This is a genomic window from Alteromonas stellipolaris (assembly GCF_001562115.1).
GTDB classification, from domain to species: domain Bacteria; phylum Pseudomonadota; class Gammaproteobacteria; order Enterobacterales; family Alteromonadaceae; genus Alteromonas; species Alteromonas stellipolaris.
Genome location: NZ_CP013926.1, coordinates 4,410,435 through 4,426,832, shown reverse-complemented (window position 1 = coordinate 4,426,832; position 16,398 = coordinate 4,410,435). Strand labels below are relative to the sequence as shown.

Sequence of the window (16,398 nt, the reverse complement as noted above, 5' to 3'; positions counted from 1 at the left end):
AAGCATAATCACTAGAAAGGTCAAAAATAGCGTGTTTTATCAAGCCTTCCTCATTTATTTATGGTGAATGGCAAATGTCAGAATTTACAAATAGCGCCAATATTTGCAATCTATTATTTGCAAAATGTTTACATCTTCTTTAATTATGCCGCTAAAGTTGTAAAAAATGCGATAAATCAGCGTAAATGGCGTTAACTTGCATTGAACAAAACTTACCGTATCCGTAGAATGCGCCACTGCATATTTCCTGTTCTATAAGAGTATTTTTATGAAGCAATATTTTTCTTTACGTGCCTCTGTATGCTTAGCACTAGCCTCGATGGCATCTTCTTCTGTGCTAGCTGCTGGTTTCCAAGTAAACGAGCATAGCGCAAATGGTTTTGGTCGCGCGATGGCGGGCCAAGCGGCAACGCCTGAAAATGCATCAATTCTTGCTACTAACCCTGCTGCAATTACTGAGTTTAAAACGGCTCAGTTCAGTGCGCAGGTAAGCTACATCAATCCACAGGTTGATATTCGTGGTGATATGGATGTTGCTGTGTACAACGAAAGCGGTGAAGTGCTGTTTGCAAATACATATGACGCCAGTGAAGAAGATATTGCTACCTCGGCAGCTGTGCCTTCTTTTTTCTACACTGCACCTGTGAATGACAAAGTATCTTGGGGTATTGGCGCATTCTCTAACTACGGCCTTGCTACCGACTACAGCGATAGCTATAACGGTTTGCACTTTGCTGATGACGCCGAAGTAACCTCATTTACGCTAAACCCTGTTGTGGCTTACAAAGTAAACGATACATTAAGCTTAGGTTTTGGTCTTAACGTGACTTACGCAGAAGCCGAAATTGGTACTGCTATTCCTCAAGCATTTGGTGCGCTACTTGGTAGCGATGCACTAGGTAATGCAACTATTGTTAAAATGTCTGGTGACGATGTTGCCTTTGGTTGGAATGTTGGCGCGTTATGGCAAGCCACAGAGACCACTAAGTTGGCGTTTAGCTACCGTGCAGAAACAGAGCTAAATCTTGAAGGTGAAATTGAATCAGACCTAGGCGCTATCATTCCTGCAGTGGCAGAGCTATACAACCAAGGCGGTTCACTAGATTTAGATTTAGCTGCAATCACTGAAGTGGCGATTAACCAACAGCTTAACGATGAATGGTCAGTGCAAGCCAGTGTTGTATTCACTGAATGGAGCGCATTTGATAAGTTGAATGCAGAGCTTGATAGTGGTGATGATTTACTACTTAAAGAAGAAGATTTTGAAGATTCATTACGCTTAAGCGTGGGTGGAACTTACCTTTATAGCGACAAGATTACGCTTCGTGCTGGCTATGCGTACGACGATGGCGCAGTGAGCTACGAGCACCGTTCATTGAGTATTCCAGATACCGATCGTCATTGGTACACGGTAGGTGCAACATACGCATTAACTGAAAGCACCAGCATTGATATGGCTTATGCCTATATTAAAGGTCGTGAAGCGGCAGTTAGCCAGCAGCGCTCTATTGGTACTATCGTAAGTGACCTTACGGCTACTGAGCATGCTAAAGCGAACGTATTTAGTTTGCAGGTTAATACAAGCTTCTAAGCAAGTTTGACAAGAAAAAGGGCATCATCATGATGCCCTTTTTTTATGCTTCAAAAAGCGACTAATTCGGATAACTTAGATTTCAGAGAACCAGTCTTGCAAACATGTAATAGCCGCACTGATTTTAGCAGGCACCAATTCACGTTTAGGGGTAACCGCATATACGGTGTAATCAGGTAACGACCAGTCAGTGAATAGCTGCTTCATTGAGCCTTCACTAAGTAAGTGGCGCACCTCTGGTTCAGGCAGCACTGCATACCCAAGTCCATCACGCGTAAGCTGGATTAAGGTTTGCATTGAATCAAGCTCAATACGGCTAGACGTCAGCGGGACTTTATCAAGCTTGTCGTGCTTCATGACGTATTCTTCTATATGGCGGTGAGAAATATAGGAATACTCTTGAAGAATGTCGGGCGACTCTAGAGGCGATTTTGCCAAAGGATGCTCAGCCGATACACACAGAATTCGTCGCCATGTGGCCAACTCTAAACTGCTGAAATTAGTATCAGACACTGGAGTAAAGCCAAGCAGTAAGTCGGCACCTGAAACAATAATGTCTGTAGGTTGGTCGGTTAGCGTCAGCGATACATTTATTTTCGGGAAATCCTCACATAACTTCTGCAAGGGCTGACTCAATAAGCCACCACCAAAACCTTCTGGAGCAATAATATTTACTTTACCTGAAGGCGCGTCTTGAAGCGTTTCAATACGTTCCTGTGCTTCAACAGCGGTGTCTAACATCTTCTTGCTGGTGTCGTAATAGATCCTTCCAGCCTCGGTAAGGCTCAAGTTTCGGGTATTACGGTTAAATAAACTCAGCCCAATGTCTTGTTCAAGTTTTCTTAGTTGTTGGCTAATTGCCGAAACGGTCATATGCAGGTTTCGGGCTGCAATACTCATGCTACCGCTTTCAGCGACCTCAACAAAAATTTGCAGAGAGCGAAGTAGTTTCATGTTCATTGGTAATTGTATCCTCATCGATACGAGTCAGTTGGTCTCGCGTTGCTTTTTTAAGCGCTTTTATCTCCTATAAATGTAATCCAATAAGGGTAGCCGCACATCCGTGTTCAGCTTATGAAACTGCAACTAAGCGCGTTTTATTCTATAGAGGAGAAAGAATTAGTTTAAAAAGCAAAATAAGATAACCTTCGCTGAATGTCATTTGTTAGGGGGGTGTATCCAGTGTTTTTAATATTTGTAAAATGCCGATATAACACTTTCTTTCATTCCGAAAGCTGGTACGTTAAGAATTAAACAACGCAGAGCGCACAGGCTTTTGCCTCTGCTCCTCCCAATAAAAACTGAATAAGAATGGTGATTATGAAACTTCGTGTTATCTCGTTTCTGTTGTGCATGTCATTTGTTGTGGTGATAACGGGGTGTGCCAACACTTCACCTGTCACTCAGCCTCAATATGGTCCGGCGTCTTTTACTGGCGATAAATTTACCGCTGTGATGGTTGCTTACGCTCCAGAAATGGAAGGTATTTTGGGCAAAATCGATTCTGATCCTGATGCACAAATACACACCACCACCACAATCAAAGGTATTACTTATCGTATTGGGACCTATCACGATGAACCTATTCTTGTTTTCGCTACCGGTATGAGTATTGCCAATGCGGCCATGTCGACACAAATGGCGCTAGATTATTTCCCTGTTAAACAGGTGGTTTATATGGGCATTGCTGGCGCGGTAAATCCCAAGTGGCAACCAGGTGATGTTATAGTGCCAGAGCGTTGGTACTACCATGATGAAAGTGTTTATACCAATGAAGACGCTGAAAACCCAGGTGAGTACGTGCTACCTGAGTACTACGCTAAGTTTATGGAAGAGCAGCCAGCGCGAATAGCAGAAGACCCACATTATCCTAAATATAAGCCGTTCCAGTTTATCCACCCAGATGAAGTGCTTATTGTAAAAGATGGTATGGATAAACCAGAAGATACGCCTTATTTCACCGCATCACCCAGGTTGTTGAATGCGGCAAAAACAGCAATGGCAGAAATGCCTGCCCAACGTATTTTGAATGAACGTAATGCCAAGCTGCATGTTGGCGGAAATGGTGTTACCGGTTCGGTGTTTATGGATAACCGAGAATACAGAAAATGGGTACGGGATGTTTTCACGGCTGAAGTCACCGAAATGGAATCTACGGCGATTGGCCAAGTATGCACGATTAACGATGTAGACTGGGTAATCATTCGTGCTATCAGTGATTTAGCGGGTGGCCAGGAGGGTGTGAATACAGAAAACATGTACGATAAAGAAGTCTCGCGAGTAGGCGCTAACGTATTATTTGCTGTGCTTGATGAGTTGGCTGAATAGATAGGTTCTGATCTAATCAGAAGGCTACACAGGTTGGTAGCTGCGGATGAATAACATCGCCCAACCTACAAAAAATGAGGCAAATCTATTAAGTTGTAGCGTTTGCCTCGCTTTTTTCTCAATACCTTTTTAGCGAATAGTACGCACCATATTGATGGTGGTAGTAGCCAGTTTTACTTCCACTAAAAAGACAACAAGGGCACAAATTAGAAACATCATTGCCAATATAAACAGTGAAATAACGGGTGTTTTTAAATCAACAAACCACAGAGAGCCCGCAAATAAAGCCACAATGACGGTACACACCATTAGTCCCGAGGCCACGCACAAGCCAATGGCCCAGTTGATGACCTTCACTCTGCGCCAAAGTACTTTTATTTCTCGTTTTGAACGGTCAACAATATGAGGGTCTGAGAGGGTATGAATTTGCCTTTCTGCTACCCTTACTCTGTCTGATATTCTGCCAAGCCGAGACGACATAACATTCAAAAAACCTGCTATACCCGTAAGTAAAAAAACAGGGGCCACCGCAAATTCAATAAGTTGAGATAGGCTAGGTATTAAGGTATCCAAAAATTCCTCCGGTATTACTGCTGTGCTATCGCCTTTACGAAGCTTATACGTAATTTATATACAGCTTAGCCCACTTGCGTAACGCGGGTGTTGTTTATAAGTATTGGTTATAAGTGTCGTGTATAAGTGCCGGCGGTGAGTTAAGGCTTCTAACCCGTATCCATACTTAAGCAATGCACGCTTTTGCTGGGTAAGTTATTATTTTCACTATTAATCGCTAAATAGTTAGCGATACAATTGGCGTTATAGCAAGCACTAATATTGTGGTCAAATGACACATATTATACGTATGTTAATCTCGCCAAATCTATAGAAAGGACAAGCAATGAGCTCCACATTCAGGTTATTTTTACATAGCCTTAGCACCGTGACTGTCGTGTCGTTTTCTTCTCATGCTGCCGCGCAAATCCCAGAAGGCGCAAACACTGCCAAAAGCATAGAATCAATAGAACGTGTAGTGACAACAGGAAGCCGAATTGCTAATTCCACCTCAAATTCAGGATATGTGGTATCTAGTGTTTCAAGCGATGACATAAGCTTTGTATCACCAAGCCATATACAAGAAGTGTTAAACTTTATTGCAGGCGCGGGTGTTCAGCGAGGAAATGGGCAGGAATATTTGCCTGCACTACGCTCGCCAGTGCTTACAGGCGCTGGGGCTTGTGGCGGTATACTGGCTGCTGAAGATAACATTCCTTTACGCGCAGCCGGTTTTTGTAATATTAACGAGTTGTTCGAAGCCCATGGCGAAATGGCTGAACGCATCGAGGTCTTAAAAGGCCCTGCTTCACCCCTTTATGGCTCTAACGCTATTCACGGCGTGATAAATGTTATTACCCCCGATGTTACCCAAGACACCGCTTTATACGGAATTGATTATGGTTCTTACGGCTATAGCAGACTGAAGCTAAGGCAAGGTAAAGACTTTGGTAATTCGGGTGTAGGTATAAACGCGAGCATTACCCGCGACGGCGGGTATCGAGACGAAGAAAGTGTGGATCAAGAAAAGGTTAACCTTCGCCACCGCTACGAAGTTGATAACCTGAAGGTAACCAGTGGGCTGACGTACACCCACTTAGATCAAGAAACCGCTGGTTACATTACTGGGTTTGAAAGCTATAAAGATGAAGATATCGCCCAAGGTAACGACAACCCTGAAGCCTTTCGAAAAGCGAAAAGTTTGCGAGTGTGGAGTAAAGTAGATGTAGCATTAAGCGGCGCCAATGCACTGTCAGTTACGCCATACTTCCGCGACCAAAGCATGGAATTTCGCATGCATTTTTTACCCGGTACACCTCTTGAACAAAACGACCAAGAAGGCTTTGGTGTACTTTCCCAATATCATCATGTGGTGAACAATACGTTAAGTATTGATGCTGGGTTAGATGCTGAGTATACCCGAGGAAGCTTGGTACAATCCCAAGATAGCGAAACTGTGGGCTCTGCTTTCCTAGTGGAAACCGTGCCTGTAGGGCTTCATTACGACTACCAAGTAGACGCTACCCTTTATGCGCCATTTATTGCGCTTAATTGGCAACAAGCAGCGTGGGCGGTTTCACTGGGTGGGCGGTATGAGTTTATGGATTACGATTACACCAACAACATGATATCGGGTCGTACTCGTGATGATGGCACTGAATGTGGCTTTGGTGGCTGTCGATACGCAAGACCTGAAAGTGGTACTAACGACTACAGTAATTTTAGCCCTAAACTCTCGGTGAGTTTTCAATGCAGTGAAACAACGTTATGGTATGCGGGCTTATCTCGAGGCTATCGTGCCCCGCAAGCAACTGAGCTTTACAGACTTCAGCGCAGTCAACAAATTGCCGACTTAGACTCTGTCACCGCCACCAACGTAGAAGTAGGTGTTAAAGGGCAGCACAAAGTCTTTAGCTATGTGGTATCTGCTTATAGCTTAACTAAAGACAATGTGATTTATCGTGATAGTGATTTTTTCAATGTAAGCAATGGAGAAACTTGGCACAGAGGGGTAGAGCTAACCTTTAACTATCAAATCAGCCAAGGTCTGAATTTTGCGTTTGCAGGCAGCTATGCCAAACATACGTATGAGCACAGTGAGCTTTTGGGTGAAGTCGATATTAAGGGTAACGATATTGATACTGCGCCAAACCTCACCTTCAACGCTCGCCTAGGATACAGCTTTACGCAAAACACCCAGGCTGAAATTGAGTGGCAGCATGTTGATGAATACTATACCGATGCTGAAAACCTTAACGAGTACGAAGGTCATGATTTATTGAATCTACGAGCCTCTTGGGCAATTTCGCCAGAAGTATCAGTGTACGCAAGAGTGAATAACTTGCTCGATACCGCCTATGCTGAACGGGCCGATTACACAACCTTTACCGCAGATAGGTACTTTCCAGGGCGGCCAAGAAACGTAATGTTTAGCGTTGATTATCAGTATTAGTTAAAAGCATTATCTACTCTGGTACAAAAAGCGGTAGCGTGTATTTCACGGTTACCGTTTTTTTTGCCTTTTTTATCGTATGCCCTGCTAGAACCAACCTGTCAGGCTTGCGAGAAAATGCGTTCAGGCGTACTGTTAACCCCATATATGCAGCGAATACCTTTAGTCGCGCCAGGTATATCATTTCAATAATCGTGGATTATGAAAGATGAGATACGTGGAATGATTAAATTATAGGTAAACCCATGCAAAAAATAGTTGTTGTCGGTGGTGGCGCTGGAGGTCTTGAACTTGTAAGCCGCTTAAGCCGCACCCTCGGGAGAAAGAACGAAGCAGAAATAACCCTAGTTGATAGAAGTCGCACTCACATTTGGAAGCCCCTGCTTCATGAAGTGGCTGCAGGCGTTATAGACAAGCACTCAGATGGCGTTGATTACGCTATTCACGCAGCTGCACATCACTATCGCTTTCAGTTAGGGAGCATGTGTGCCATTGACGCAGAGGCCAAAACTATCACTCTCGCGCCATTATTCGATGATGAGGGCGTGGCGATATTACCCGAACGTAAAATACCCTACGATCAACTGATATTGGCAATTGGTAGTGTCAGTAACGACTTTGGTACGCCAGGTGTTGCACAGCATTGCTATTTTCTAGATTCACTGGTGCAAGCCGAGCGATTTCATCGTGGTTTGTTAAATCAGCTTATTCGTATTAATCAGCAAGAAGATGAGAATAGCTTTATTAGAGTTGCTATTGTGGGCGCGGGTGCAACGGGCACTGAATTAGCCGCTCAGCTTCATCATGTTGCTAACTTATCGAAAACCTACGGCATGCCAGGCATGTCAGCGTCTCGTTTAAAAATCACTATTGTAGAAGCCGGTGAGCGAATACTGCCCGCATTGCCAGAGCGTATCGCCAACTCAGCCCGTAAGGCGCTGCATAAGCTTGGAGTAGATATTAAAGAACGCACCATGGTAGCTGAGGCTGACGAAAATGGCCTTATTACCAAAGACGGCAGCCGCGTAGATGCTGATTTGATGGTGTGGGCGGCAGGTGTTAAAGCGCCGGATTTTGTCACCGAAATGGGCATTTTTGAGACGAATCGCGCAAACCAAATTCTTGTTAATGAACACTTGCAAAGCACTGGCGACGGTAGCATTTGGGTCATTGGCGATTGCTGTGGATTCAAGCAAGAAAATGGTAAGTGGGTACCACCAAGAGCGCAGTCTGCGCATCAAATGGCAAACACGGCGGCAGACAATATTATTGCATTGCGTCGGGGTAAAGAATTAAAAGGCTATGTCTATAAAGATTATGGTTCACTCGTGCATTTAAGTAACTACAGCACGGTGGGCAGCTTGATGGGCTCGTTATCCAATTCAAGCATGTTTATTGAAGGGCGTTTAGCGAAGATAGTTTATATCTCCTTGTACAACATGCACCAATTTGCTGTGCACGGAAAACTAAGGGGCGCACTAAAGCTGCTACTCAAGAAGCTGAGTTATGCCATTAGCCCTAAGTTAAAGCTACATTAATTTATAAGGTATGAGTCATGCTTAGGTAAGTATATTCAACCTATTAACGTAAAAAGCCCGCATCAGCGGGCTTTGTTATTTATTAAGCTTACAGGGTTACTGTTTAACGCCTTCAACATGAAGCGAAAGCTCAACAGTTTGTGATGCTGGGCCTAGGTCGTAGTCGATACCATAGTCTTTTAATGCAATAGTGGTGGTGCCTGAAAAGCCAGCACGGTAACCGCCCCACGGGTCGCTACCTTCACCAATCTTTTTAGCTTCAATAGTCACGGGTTTAGTCACACCATGCAGCGTAAGGTTGCCCATAATGTCTAACAAGCCGTTGCCTTTGTCAGCCACGTTAGTGCTAACGAATTTGGCTTCTGGAAAATCATCTGCATTCAAAAAGTCGTCGCCTCTTAAATGCTTATCGCGTTCTGAATGGTTTGAATCTACGCTATCGGTTTCGATAGTCACCGAAACAGACGCAGCAGCAGGGTTATTTTCATCGTAGCTAAAGGTACCTTTGAAGTCGTTAAAGCGCCCTGTCAGCCATGAGTAACCTAAATGCTGAATTTTGAAATTAACTGATGCATGAGCACCTTTTGAGTCAATAATATAATCAGCCGCGTGAGCTGAACTTAGCGCAGAATTTAGTGCTATAGCCGTCACGATTGCAAGAGTTAACTTCTTCATAAAATCTCCTTAATATAAGTATTTAGCGAAGCCTTAACATCTGCTTCAGTGTGTCGTCTTTATCAATAAAATGGTGTTTCAATGCCGCCAACCCGTGTAAAGAAGTCAGCACGATTAGTGTCCAAGCTAGGTAAAAGTGCACCTCGCCGGCCAGGTCTTCCTGGTTTTCAATAAACTCACCTAACCCAGGAACAGCAAACCAATTGAATACCTCTATGGCTCTGCCATCGGCGGTTGAAATAAGGTAGCCTGAGGTAAAAAGCGCTAAAAGGACAAGATAAATAGCACTGTGTCCTAACTTACTCGCTAACTTCTCAAATTTGCTGCCAAAAGTCGGTGGTCTCTGGGTAAATGCGCGCGAAATCAGCCTAAGTAAAGTCACTGCGAACAACAGTAGCCCTACACTTTTATGCCAGTGGGGTGCGGTTTTGTACCAATCGCTATAGTAGGTCAAATCTACCATCCATAGCCCAGAGGCAAACATACCTATTACTACCAGTAAGGTGAGCCAGTGGATTAAGATCAGCCAAAGAGGCCAGCGTTTTTTCATAAGTGAACTAAGCAATAGAACCAAATTTTAAAACGAGTCTACTGGAACAATTAAAAAGTGAATATTTCAAAGCTTATTACAGTGCGTTCTATTTATTAGAATGAATATGCAAGTTGAAACGGTACTTAAATTTAGTAATTAGAAAATAAGCGATAAATCGTCTAAAAATTGAGGCGGGTTTAAGTGATAGTGAATAAAAAAGCCATATAGTATTAAGTAAGGGTGAGTTAACCCGTTTTTTAAATGTCGCTGGAGTTCTTCTTTTGAATCTTTTGCTGTTGCTACTCACAATGTCATTCCTAGTACCTGAAAATGGTGCTGGTAATGTATTGAGCAAAGAGATTTCACAAGTATCGAATGACATTAGCATTCAATATTTAGCCTCATCAAATCTAGAGCAAGCCAGTGATAAAGACGAGCTTGATGATGGCGCCTACTTTTTAAGTGCTTTCTTCGCGAGTAGCATTGTTCCCAATACTCGCTTTTTTACTTACACCCTGCCCAGCGATGCAGACAATGCAGCACATCCCATTCGCGCTCCACCCCACCTTAGTTAAACAAAATATTCATTTATCTATTTAATTTGTTAACTAATTTAAGGGGAAGGTAATGCATACCTTACAACTTCATAAAACCGATGCCGCCGATCGTCTAGCTTGGCCTGTTGTTGAAAATAAAGTGTCTGTCACATCGTCAGCGATGGCGGTATTTACAGACTTCAAACAATACATGCCACATGTAATTGACGAAAATGCACCAGCGACACGAGTCGAAAAAATTATGCGCCAATCTCATGTTCGTATGATGTTGGTGGTAGATGCCAATAATGCATTCACCGGCATAATTACGTCACAAGACGTGAGTGAACAGCATATTGTACAAAGAATTGCTGAATTAAAAGTGCCTAGAGATGGGTTAGTGGTACGTGACTTCATGCAGGCGAAAACATCATTAATGTCATTTGATTTCACTGAATTGACAAAATCGTCGGTAGGGGATGTGGTAGAAACCCTGAAAGATTATGGGCAGCATCATTGCTTGGTGCTCGACAGAGATTCCCACGAGGTACGCGGTGTTATTAGCGTGAGTGATATTGCTCGTGAATTAAGAGCCCCTCTTGATGTTCAAGATAAACCTACGTTTTCACAATTAATTCGGGTGTTAGCTGCATAGCTTACTCTATTTACCGCTGCCAATGCCACGGTAGAGGGGGTTAACTTTGCCAGTATCACACTTGAAATAGCTCCGCGTTACCATCGCGCCCTCAACAGCATTGAGGGCGCGATGGCCTACTACATTTCGAATTTCGAAATCATTGTCTATAGTTTGATTATGGAGTATTGAAGAACAGAGATTTATGAAACCAGTACATGGCTCATTTGTAGTTACTCGGTGCGGTAACGTTATGCTTACCCAAGCTTACGGCCCCTGGAATTGTGAGTGTGTTGATGGTTTAGTGCTTGATTATCGGGATAAGTCTATCGATATGCATGGCAGTAACTGGGGTGATATTGTGGTTCTTGAAGGGGAGTCCCTGCTTATTCCCGATGCTGAGAGTCTTCTGACTGAGCGTATATCTGCAGTTCGTCATCTTGGGTTAAGTCATTTAGCGTTAGTACTTGAATCGTCATTAGTAAAATCAACCACCCAAAATCAACTTGAAGCGGTATATCGTCAAACCGGTGTAGACTTTTCTTTCTTTGATACCTACGAAGAAGCAAGGGCGTGGTTAACTCACCTTGGTTATGTTCTTGATGAAGACGCAGAGCGCGCCCATTTTGTGAAAACTAAACAACATTGCCAGTAGTTGCGTGAAGCTCAGCAAGTTGGAATGATTCTCGCAATATTCTCGATAAGTAAGATGTTTTAAACAACTGAAATCGAGGCCAAACTATGATCCATAGCACCTATCCACCCAGTGTTGTTATAAAAGCTTTCACTTGGGCCTACCAAGAAGTTGGCTTGAATCAAGCAGAGGCTGCTGATTTACTTGGCGTTTCTGAAACATCCCTATCGCAAACCACCCTACTTGGGTTCGAGCATGGCACGACCGAGTACCGTAGACAGCTTTCTTTCATACGTATGTATCATTTACTCATTGCGTTGTCAGAAGGGGACAGTGAGGCCATGCAAACATGGTTTCAGCAATATCAAAGTGAAATAAAAACCTCGCCTAAAAACCTGTGTTTTACTTCAGATGGTATTGAAAAGGTCACTGATTACTTACGAGAACTAAAGCAAACTGTTGAACTAAGACCAAGTCTATCGCATTTACGAAATACTAAGGCAAGCTCTGCTACCAGAGTGGTTACGCATTAAGGAATGACTCGGTGCATAAATAGACAAAATGCATAACATTGTTAAGCGAGCCCTAGCTGAACGCCTACTTTGTTCACTTTGTTTATGAAGTTAAAACAAGCTTCAGGCTGAGTATTTATAATCATATGGCCAGCGTTAGGAATAATTTCAGCCATGCTACTAGGAAGCGACGTAGCAATATAAGACATATGCGCATCGGGTGATAAGATGGCGTCTTGTTCACCATATAAAATACCTACCGGGCACGAAATAGTCTTGTAGTGCTCAAACTGTTTATACAAACTTTCTGTTGAAGCTACCATGTCACAGCTAGCTTGATAAAAGCTCTCTGAATGCAGCGCAAGTGCACCACCGCTCTCACTTCCAAAATTTGAGGGTACACGTTCTGGAAAAAAGACTTGAGCAACCTGTTTCTTACCAAAAACTATACGCAGCGGCGCGGCCAACGTTTTACTGATTAAACTGCGCAACCTTTGATAGGGAATGTACAGTACAGATAAAGGACCAGGCCCTTTTGTTAAGGGAACCGTTAACGGGCAAAGCAGCGAGACAGACTTTATTTTATCTGGTGCATCTAGTGCCATGCGCAAAGCAATTGCGCCCCCCATAGAGTGCCCTGCAACAAATGCTTCGCCTAAATTTAACTGTGACATCCAGGCTAAAATGGTGGCGCTTTGAACGCTAAAATCTGCCGATGTGTTACGATGACGCGTAGAAAAGCCGCTTCCAGGGCGGTCAATACTGTACACAGTATAGTGCTTGGCTAACTGATTCGCTAAAGCAGTAAAGTTAAGTGCATTACCCGCAAGTCCATGAATAAGAATAAGGGCGGGGCCTTGTCCTTGTTTTGTGTAATGAATTTTTTCTTGCTGTACGTTTGAAAATTGGCCTGGTGGACGGAAGTTTTTTTCGATTTTCTTATCGATATGCTGAGTGAAAAACCACGACGCCACCAAAAGGCAGAAGATAAGTGCGACAACAATGTAAATGACCACCACAATGTGTTCCCTTTATTAGCGTTATTAGTAAACTAATAAGAAATGAATAGACAGTCAATGTAAGCCTTTTTCTATGGCGCTAAGTACAATTTATAAACTGTCAAATAACTCACAAGTGAAGAATATAACCGTTAAGTTATGATTACGATTACCCCTACTATCACGCTAGAAGATAGCGACATTGAAATGCAAGCCATCAGAGCACAAGGTGCTGGCGGGCAAAATGTAAATAAAGTGAGCAGTGCTATCCATCTGCGCCTTGATATACCTGCCTCGTCTTTGCCTCAAGAGGTAAAAGATACGCTGCTTAATACAAAAGACAGCCGCATCTCTAACGAGGGTGTGTTTGTTCTGAAAGCGCAAAATTCTCGAACTCAAGAACAGAATCGGGAAGATGCCATTGTGCGTCTAAAAGCATGGATAGTCAGTGCCACTAAAAAACAAAAACCAAGGAAGGCAACCCGCATGAGTCGAGCAGTAAAAGCGAGGCGTGGCGAGGCCAAAAAGCAACAAAGCGTGAGAAAATCTATGCGGAAAAAAGTGGATATTTAACCTACTTTAGCCTAAAGTATAGGTCTTCAGCGACGTCGTTTCGTAAAATGAATGGAACATTCTACGTATTAATGAGTTAAATACGAAAAATATACGATTAAAGAATACGTTTTACGCTCAAGCTGTTATGGATATAAGGGAATTTCTTCAATGACACGGTCTGACATTATACCTATGGTACTTTTCGCTGCCATCGTTGTCTCGCTTGGGATAAATACGCCACAAGCGGCTAACGAAATAATAGCGAAACTCTTCGGTAAATCTATTTCAAATAGCGAACTACAACCTAGCCAAAGTGATGTAGATCGCTTCCAGTCTATTCTTAGTGACAAATCTGAAGTTGAGATCCGAAAACTTTTAGCTCAGCGTGCGTTAGGCACAAAAATTAGTGAATCTGTTATTGCTGACTTTGCCGACGAAAACAACATTGAGCCTTCAGAAAGCGAAGTTGAATCCGCTTATGCGGTTATTAAAACTTGGACAGTCGATTTAAGCCACAATGCTGAATACTCAGATGAAGAAGTTGAACGTTACCGTCTAGCCATGGCAGAAGGCATGGCTAAAAGTTGGAAAGTGTCTAAGTCACTGTATGAAACCTTTGGTGGAGATGTTGTATTCCAGCAAAGTAACCCGCTTACCCCCGTTGGTGCTTATAAGGATTTGTTTGAGCAATATCGCTCACAAGGCGAGTTTGTTATTTACGATCCTGTATTCAAAGCGGCTTTTTGGGAGTCGGTAAGAATGCGTTACTCTAATGTGCTGCCACAAGAAAATATCGATTATTCATCGCCTTGGTGGGAAGCTGGATTAAATGCTTCTGGTGACTAAAAACCCCTTATAGCGTCGTTTTATATAATGATTAAAATATAATGAATTGAATAAAACACCCCGCTTAAAGCGGGGTGTTTTTGTTTGTGAAAAATTTTTTAATTGTTTTTTGGAATAAACGATGAGGTTCATTCGTTATTTAAGTGTCTTTGATGAAAACAGGAAATAAACGAATGAACAAACTACATACTGCTTTAATTGTTGCATTAGGTGTTACTTCAAACGTGGCGTTGGCTCAGACTGTAGCTGCATCTGTTTCAGTGTCTAATAGCACCGGAGCTTCAACCAATGGGTCTGGTGAGCAAGCAAGTTTTACCCAGTCAATGTCTTCACAAACTTCCGCTTTGGCAAATGTAGACGCACAGTCAAATGCGGTTACCGACACTAAGGCTAGCCCTGAAACTGGCAACGAAACGCAAAACGCAGACCAAGCTGATGCTATTGCCACTACTAACGACACATCAGAAGCATCTGATGAAACAAGCGGTGAAATCCTCACTCAGCTCACCAGTACGCAAAGTGCTCTTGAAGGTAGTGTTGCGGCAACACAGAGCATTGCTACAAATGCTTCAGGAGCCTTAAATGTCGCTACTTCTGCCGCCACTGACGTGGTATCAGGGGTAGTTGATAGCAGTGTATCGCAAGCGGCTGATGTCAATGGCATGGTGTCTTCAATATTAACCCAGTCGGTTGAAGCGGTAGCGCAATCACAGGTTGAAGATAGTGTGGCTAACCAAGTATCTGGTCAAGTAAGTGGGCAAATCGAAAATACGGTTTCAACCACTGTTGAAAACACAGTAAGCGGAAACATTGCTGGCATTCTAAACCAGTAACAATCACGCAGATTAACGTGTTCGACGCACCGTGAACAGCCGCCATCCTCGTTATTCCTACCACTATGAAGGTTATAAAAGTAGGAGGGTGGCGCTATTCCCAGCCCCACCTTTAATTCCATGCGTTAATTCCGTGCGTTAATTCCGCGATTATTCGATTTAGTAGGAAACCTGCATGAGCCTTAAAACCCCCATACCATTATTAAGTGTATCTATTGCCTTGAGCTTGATTGGCAAAATTGCCATGGCGAGTCAGTCAGAAAACAGCACAGAAACTGTCGAGCACAAGATGATAATAGTGAATGGAGAAGCCTATATTGGTGCTCATCACGACTCAAACGTTAACGTTAGTGAACTTGATACGAATACCGACACATCAGACTCAGCAATAAAAGGAAATGCGAAGCTGAAGGTAGCCATAACGCCTACCGATAAATGGCAAATCACTGCGTCTGCACAGCATAGTGAAACTCGCTACAACGAGCTGCCGGATTTTGACCTAGCTATTACGACCTTGTCGGGTGAGGCGAGCTATCAATCGCCCTGGGCTAAAATTGGTGTTCATCACTATTATGCAAACGCCGAACTTAATAACAATGCCTTTCTTACTTATCAACAAAGCGGTATTTCATTGGCCAACAGTGCGTATATCCAAGGTTATTGGCGTCTAAGTGTAGATACCATTGATAAGTCGTTTGAATCGGTGCCAGAGCGCGACGCTGAGGCGCTATCTAGCCGCTTTGATGGTTTTTGGTTTTTTAAAAACCAAAGCTTTATCCAAGTAGGCGCGAAATATCAACATGAAGATGCGTTGGCTCAAGCGTTCGACTATACCAGCCATGGTATTGACGCCAGCTATACCTACCCGGCCAATTTGTGGGGTAAAGCGCTCGACATCAAGCTCGGCTATGAAATGGAGAGTAGGCATTATAGTAAAGGTAGCCAGAGCAGTGAACCTGCCGCTTCAGGCGCACCTTTTAGTGAGTTTGAACAACAAGAAGATGGGCGACGAGAGGACAATAGGCATGTCTTCAAAGCGAGCATAGAATATGCGGCTATGGAAAACGTAGATTTTATCGTAAGCACGCAATACAAAGACTATGGATCAACCCTAGTGTCAGCAGACTATCAAGAAACACTAGCTGAACTTGGTGTTAGGTTTCACTTCTAATCGCGCATTGG

17 protein-coding genes are annotated in these 16,398 nt (G+C 43.3%); 12 read left to right on the top strand and 5 right to left on the bottom strand.

What is annotated here, in order from left to right; translation table 11 throughout:
• The first annotated feature begins 268 nt into the window (after positions 1 to 268).
• Positions 269 to 1,591: a porin gene (locus tag AVL57_RS18720; protein WP_057795418.1), complete on the top strand. Its 1,323-nt coding sequence runs from the start codon at positions 269 to 271 to the stop codon at positions 1,589 to 1,591.
• 75 nt (positions 1,592 to 1,666) lie between these two features.
• Here AVL57_RS18720 and AVL57_RS18715 read toward each other — a convergent pair whose 3' ends face one another.
• Positions 1,667 to 2,551, bottom strand: coding sequence for a LysR family transcriptional regulator (locus tag AVL57_RS18715; protein ID WP_057795420.1), 885 nt, complete (start codon positions 2,549 to 2,551; stop codon positions 1,667 to 1,669).
• 360 nt (positions 2,552 to 2,911) lie between these two features.
• Here AVL57_RS18715 and AVL57_RS18710 point away from each other — a divergent pair, with 360 nt between their 5' ends.
• Positions 2,912 to 3,919 (top strand): 5'-methylthioadenosine/S-adenosylhomocysteine nucleosidase, encoded by a 1,008-nt coding sequence (locus AVL57_RS18710; protein ID WP_057795422.1) that lies wholly within the window; start codon positions 2,912 to 2,914, stop codon positions 3,917 to 3,919.
• A gap of 129 nt (positions 3,920 to 4,048) precedes the next feature.
• Here the strand turns inward: AVL57_RS18710 and AVL57_RS18705 are convergent, their stop codons facing one another.
• Positions 4,049 to 4,492 carry a DUF2721 domain-containing protein gene (locus AVL57_RS18705; RefSeq protein WP_013786482.1) on the bottom strand — a complete coding sequence of 148 codons (444 nt, stop codon included), beginning with the start codon at positions 4,490 to 4,492 and terminating at the stop codon, positions 4,049 to 4,051.
• A gap of 325 nt (positions 4,493 to 4,817) precedes the next feature.
• On the opposite strand from AVL57_RS18705, the gene AVL57_RS18700 reads away from it, so the two are divergent.
• Both AVL57_RS18700 and AVL57_RS18695 read left to right on the top strand, forming a co-directional pair.
• Positions 4,818 to 6,923: a TonB-dependent receptor gene (locus AVL57_RS18700; protein ID WP_082605013.1), complete on the top strand. Its 2,106-nt coding sequence runs from the start codon at positions 4,818 to 4,820 to the stop codon at positions 6,921 to 6,923.
• A gap of 245 nt (positions 6,924 to 7,168) precedes the next feature.
• Complete coding sequence (locus AVL57_RS18695) at positions 7,169 to 8,461, top strand: NAD(P)/FAD-dependent oxidoreductase (RefSeq protein ID WP_057795423.1); 1,293 nt, start codon at positions 7,169 to 7,171, stop codon at positions 8,459 to 8,461.
• Between the two features lie 96 nt (positions 8,462 to 8,557).
• Here the strand turns inward: AVL57_RS18695 and AVL57_RS18690 are convergent, their stop codons facing one another.
• Complete coding sequence (locus tag AVL57_RS18690) at positions 8,558 to 9,136, bottom strand: YceI family protein (RefSeq protein ID WP_057795425.1); 579 nt, start codon at positions 9,134 to 9,136, stop codon at positions 8,558 to 8,560.
• A 22-nt stretch (positions 9,137 to 9,158) separates the two neighbouring features.
• Positions 9,159 to 9,686 (bottom strand): cytochrome b, encoded by a 528-nt coding sequence (locus tag AVL57_RS18685; protein WP_057795427.1) that lies wholly within the window; start codon positions 9,684 to 9,686, stop codon positions 9,159 to 9,161.
• A 263-nt stretch (positions 9,687 to 9,949) separates the two neighbouring features.
• On the opposite strand from AVL57_RS18685, the gene AVL57_RS18680 reads away from it, so the two are divergent.
• The 4 genes from AVL57_RS18680 to AVL57_RS18665 all read left to right on the top strand — a co-directional run bounded on the left by AVL57_RS18680 (position 9,950) and on the right by AVL57_RS18665 (position 12,005).
• Complete coding sequence (locus tag AVL57_RS18680; RefSeq protein WP_138118170.1) at positions 9,950 to 10,243, top strand: hypothetical protein; 294 nt, start codon at positions 9,950 to 9,952, stop codon at positions 10,241 to 10,243.
• Between the two features lie 52 nt (positions 10,244 to 10,295).
• The gene (locus AVL57_RS18675) at positions 10,296 to 10,859 is read left to right on the top strand and encodes a CBS domain-containing protein (protein ID WP_057795431.1); all 564 of its coding nucleotides are present in this window, start codon (positions 10,296 to 10,298) and stop codon (positions 10,857 to 10,859) included.
• A gap of 184 nt (positions 10,860 to 11,043) precedes the next feature.
• Entirely contained in the window at positions 11,044 to 11,493 is a 450-nt protein-coding gene (locus tag AVL57_RS18670; protein WP_057795433.1) for a hypothetical protein, read from the top strand.
• A gap of 86 nt (positions 11,494 to 11,579) precedes the next feature.
• Positions 11,580 to 12,005 carry a hypothetical protein gene (locus AVL57_RS18665; protein WP_057795435.1) on the top strand — a complete coding sequence of 142 codons (426 nt, stop codon included), beginning with the start codon at positions 11,580 to 11,582 and terminating at the stop codon, positions 12,003 to 12,005.
• A gap of 41 nt (positions 12,006 to 12,046) precedes the next feature.
• On the opposite strand, the gene AVL57_RS18660 is transcribed toward AVL57_RS18665, so the two are convergent.
• A complete protein-coding gene (locus tag AVL57_RS18660) occupies positions 12,047 to 13,003 on the bottom strand; it encodes an alpha/beta fold hydrolase (protein WP_082605014.1) in 957 nt (318 codons plus the stop codon).
• Between the two features lie 138 nt (positions 13,004 to 13,141).
• On the opposite strand from AVL57_RS18660, the gene arfB reads away from it, so the two are divergent.
• The 4 genes from arfB (at position 13,142) to AVL57_RS18640 (ending at position 16,387) form a co-directional block, all read left to right on the top strand.
• Complete coding sequence (gene arfB / locus AVL57_RS18655) at positions 13,142 to 13,555, top strand: alternative ribosome rescue aminoacyl-tRNA hydrolase ArfB (RefSeq protein WP_057795437.1); 414 nt, start codon at positions 13,142 to 13,144, stop codon at positions 13,553 to 13,555.
• Between the two features lie 150 nt (positions 13,556 to 13,705).
• Positions 13,706 to 14,383, top strand: a complete 678-nt coding sequence (locus AVL57_RS18650; RefSeq protein ID WP_057795439.1) for a hypothetical protein — start codon at positions 13,706 to 13,708, stop codon at positions 14,381 to 14,383.
• A 173-nt stretch (positions 14,384 to 14,556) separates the two neighbouring features.
• Positions 14,557 to 15,216: a hypothetical protein gene (locus tag AVL57_RS18645; RefSeq protein WP_057795441.1), complete on the top strand. Its 660-nt coding sequence runs from the start codon at positions 14,557 to 14,559 to the stop codon at positions 15,214 to 15,216.
• A gap of 175 nt (positions 15,217 to 15,391) precedes the next feature.
• On the top strand, positions 15,392 to 16,387 hold the full coding sequence (locus AVL57_RS18640; protein WP_057795443.1) for a hypothetical protein: 996 nt from the start codon (positions 15,392 to 15,394) through the stop codon (positions 16,385 to 16,387).
• Positions 16,388 to 16,398: the final 11 nt, after the last annotated feature.

What these genes read in the sequence shown, in the direction of transcription:
- AVL57_RS18720 (WP_057795418.1), top strand. Translation starts at nt 269, where the DNA reads ATGAAGCAATATTTTTCTTTACGTGCCTCTGTATGCTTAGCACTAGCC.
- AVL57_RS18715 (WP_057795420.1), bottom strand. Translation starts at nt 2,551, where the DNA reads ATGAACATGAAACTACTTCGCTCTCTGCAAATTTTTGTTGAGGTCGCT.
- AVL57_RS18710 (WP_057795422.1), top strand. Translation starts at nt 2,912, where the DNA reads ATGAAACTTCGTGTTATCTCGTTTCTGTTGTGCATGTCATTTGTTGTG.
- AVL57_RS18700 (WP_082605013.1), top strand. Translation starts at nt 4,818, where the DNA reads ATGAGCTCCACATTCAGGTTATTTTTACATAGCCTTAGCACCGTGACT.
- AVL57_RS18695 (WP_057795423.1), top strand. Translation starts at nt 7,169, where the DNA reads ATGCAAAAAATAGTTGTTGTCGGTGGTGGCGCTGGAGGTCTTGAACTT.
- AVL57_RS18690 (WP_057795425.1), bottom strand. Translation starts at nt 9,136, where the DNA reads ATGAAGAAGTTAACTCTTGCAATCGTGACGGCTATAGCACTAAATTCT.
- AVL57_RS18685 (WP_057795427.1), bottom strand. Translation starts at nt 9,686, where the DNA reads ATGAAAAAACGCTGGCCTCTTTGGCTGATCTTAATCCACTGGCTCACC.
- AVL57_RS18675 (WP_057795431.1), top strand. Translation starts at nt 10,296, where the DNA reads ATGCATACCTTACAACTTCATAAAACCGATGCCGCCGATCGTCTAGCT.
- AVL57_RS18670 (WP_057795433.1), top strand. Translation starts at nt 11,044, where the DNA reads ATGAAACCAGTACATGGCTCATTTGTAGTTACTCGGTGCGGTAACGTT.
- AVL57_RS18665 (WP_057795435.1), top strand. Translation starts at nt 11,580, where the DNA reads ATGATCCATAGCACCTATCCACCCAGTGTTGTTATAAAAGCTTTCACT.
- arfB (WP_057795437.1), top strand. Translation starts at nt 13,142, where the DNA reads ATGATTACGATTACCCCTACTATCACGCTAGAAGATAGCGACATTGAA.
- AVL57_RS18650 (WP_057795439.1), top strand. Translation starts at nt 13,706, where the DNA reads ATGACACGGTCTGACATTATACCTATGGTACTTTTCGCTGCCATCGTT.
- AVL57_RS18645 (WP_057795441.1), top strand. Translation starts at nt 14,557, where the DNA reads ATGAACAAACTACATACTGCTTTAATTGTTGCATTAGGTGTTACTTCA.
- AVL57_RS18640 (WP_057795443.1), top strand. Translation starts at nt 15,392, where the DNA reads ATGAGCCTTAAAACCCCCATACCATTATTAAGTGTATCTATTGCCTTG.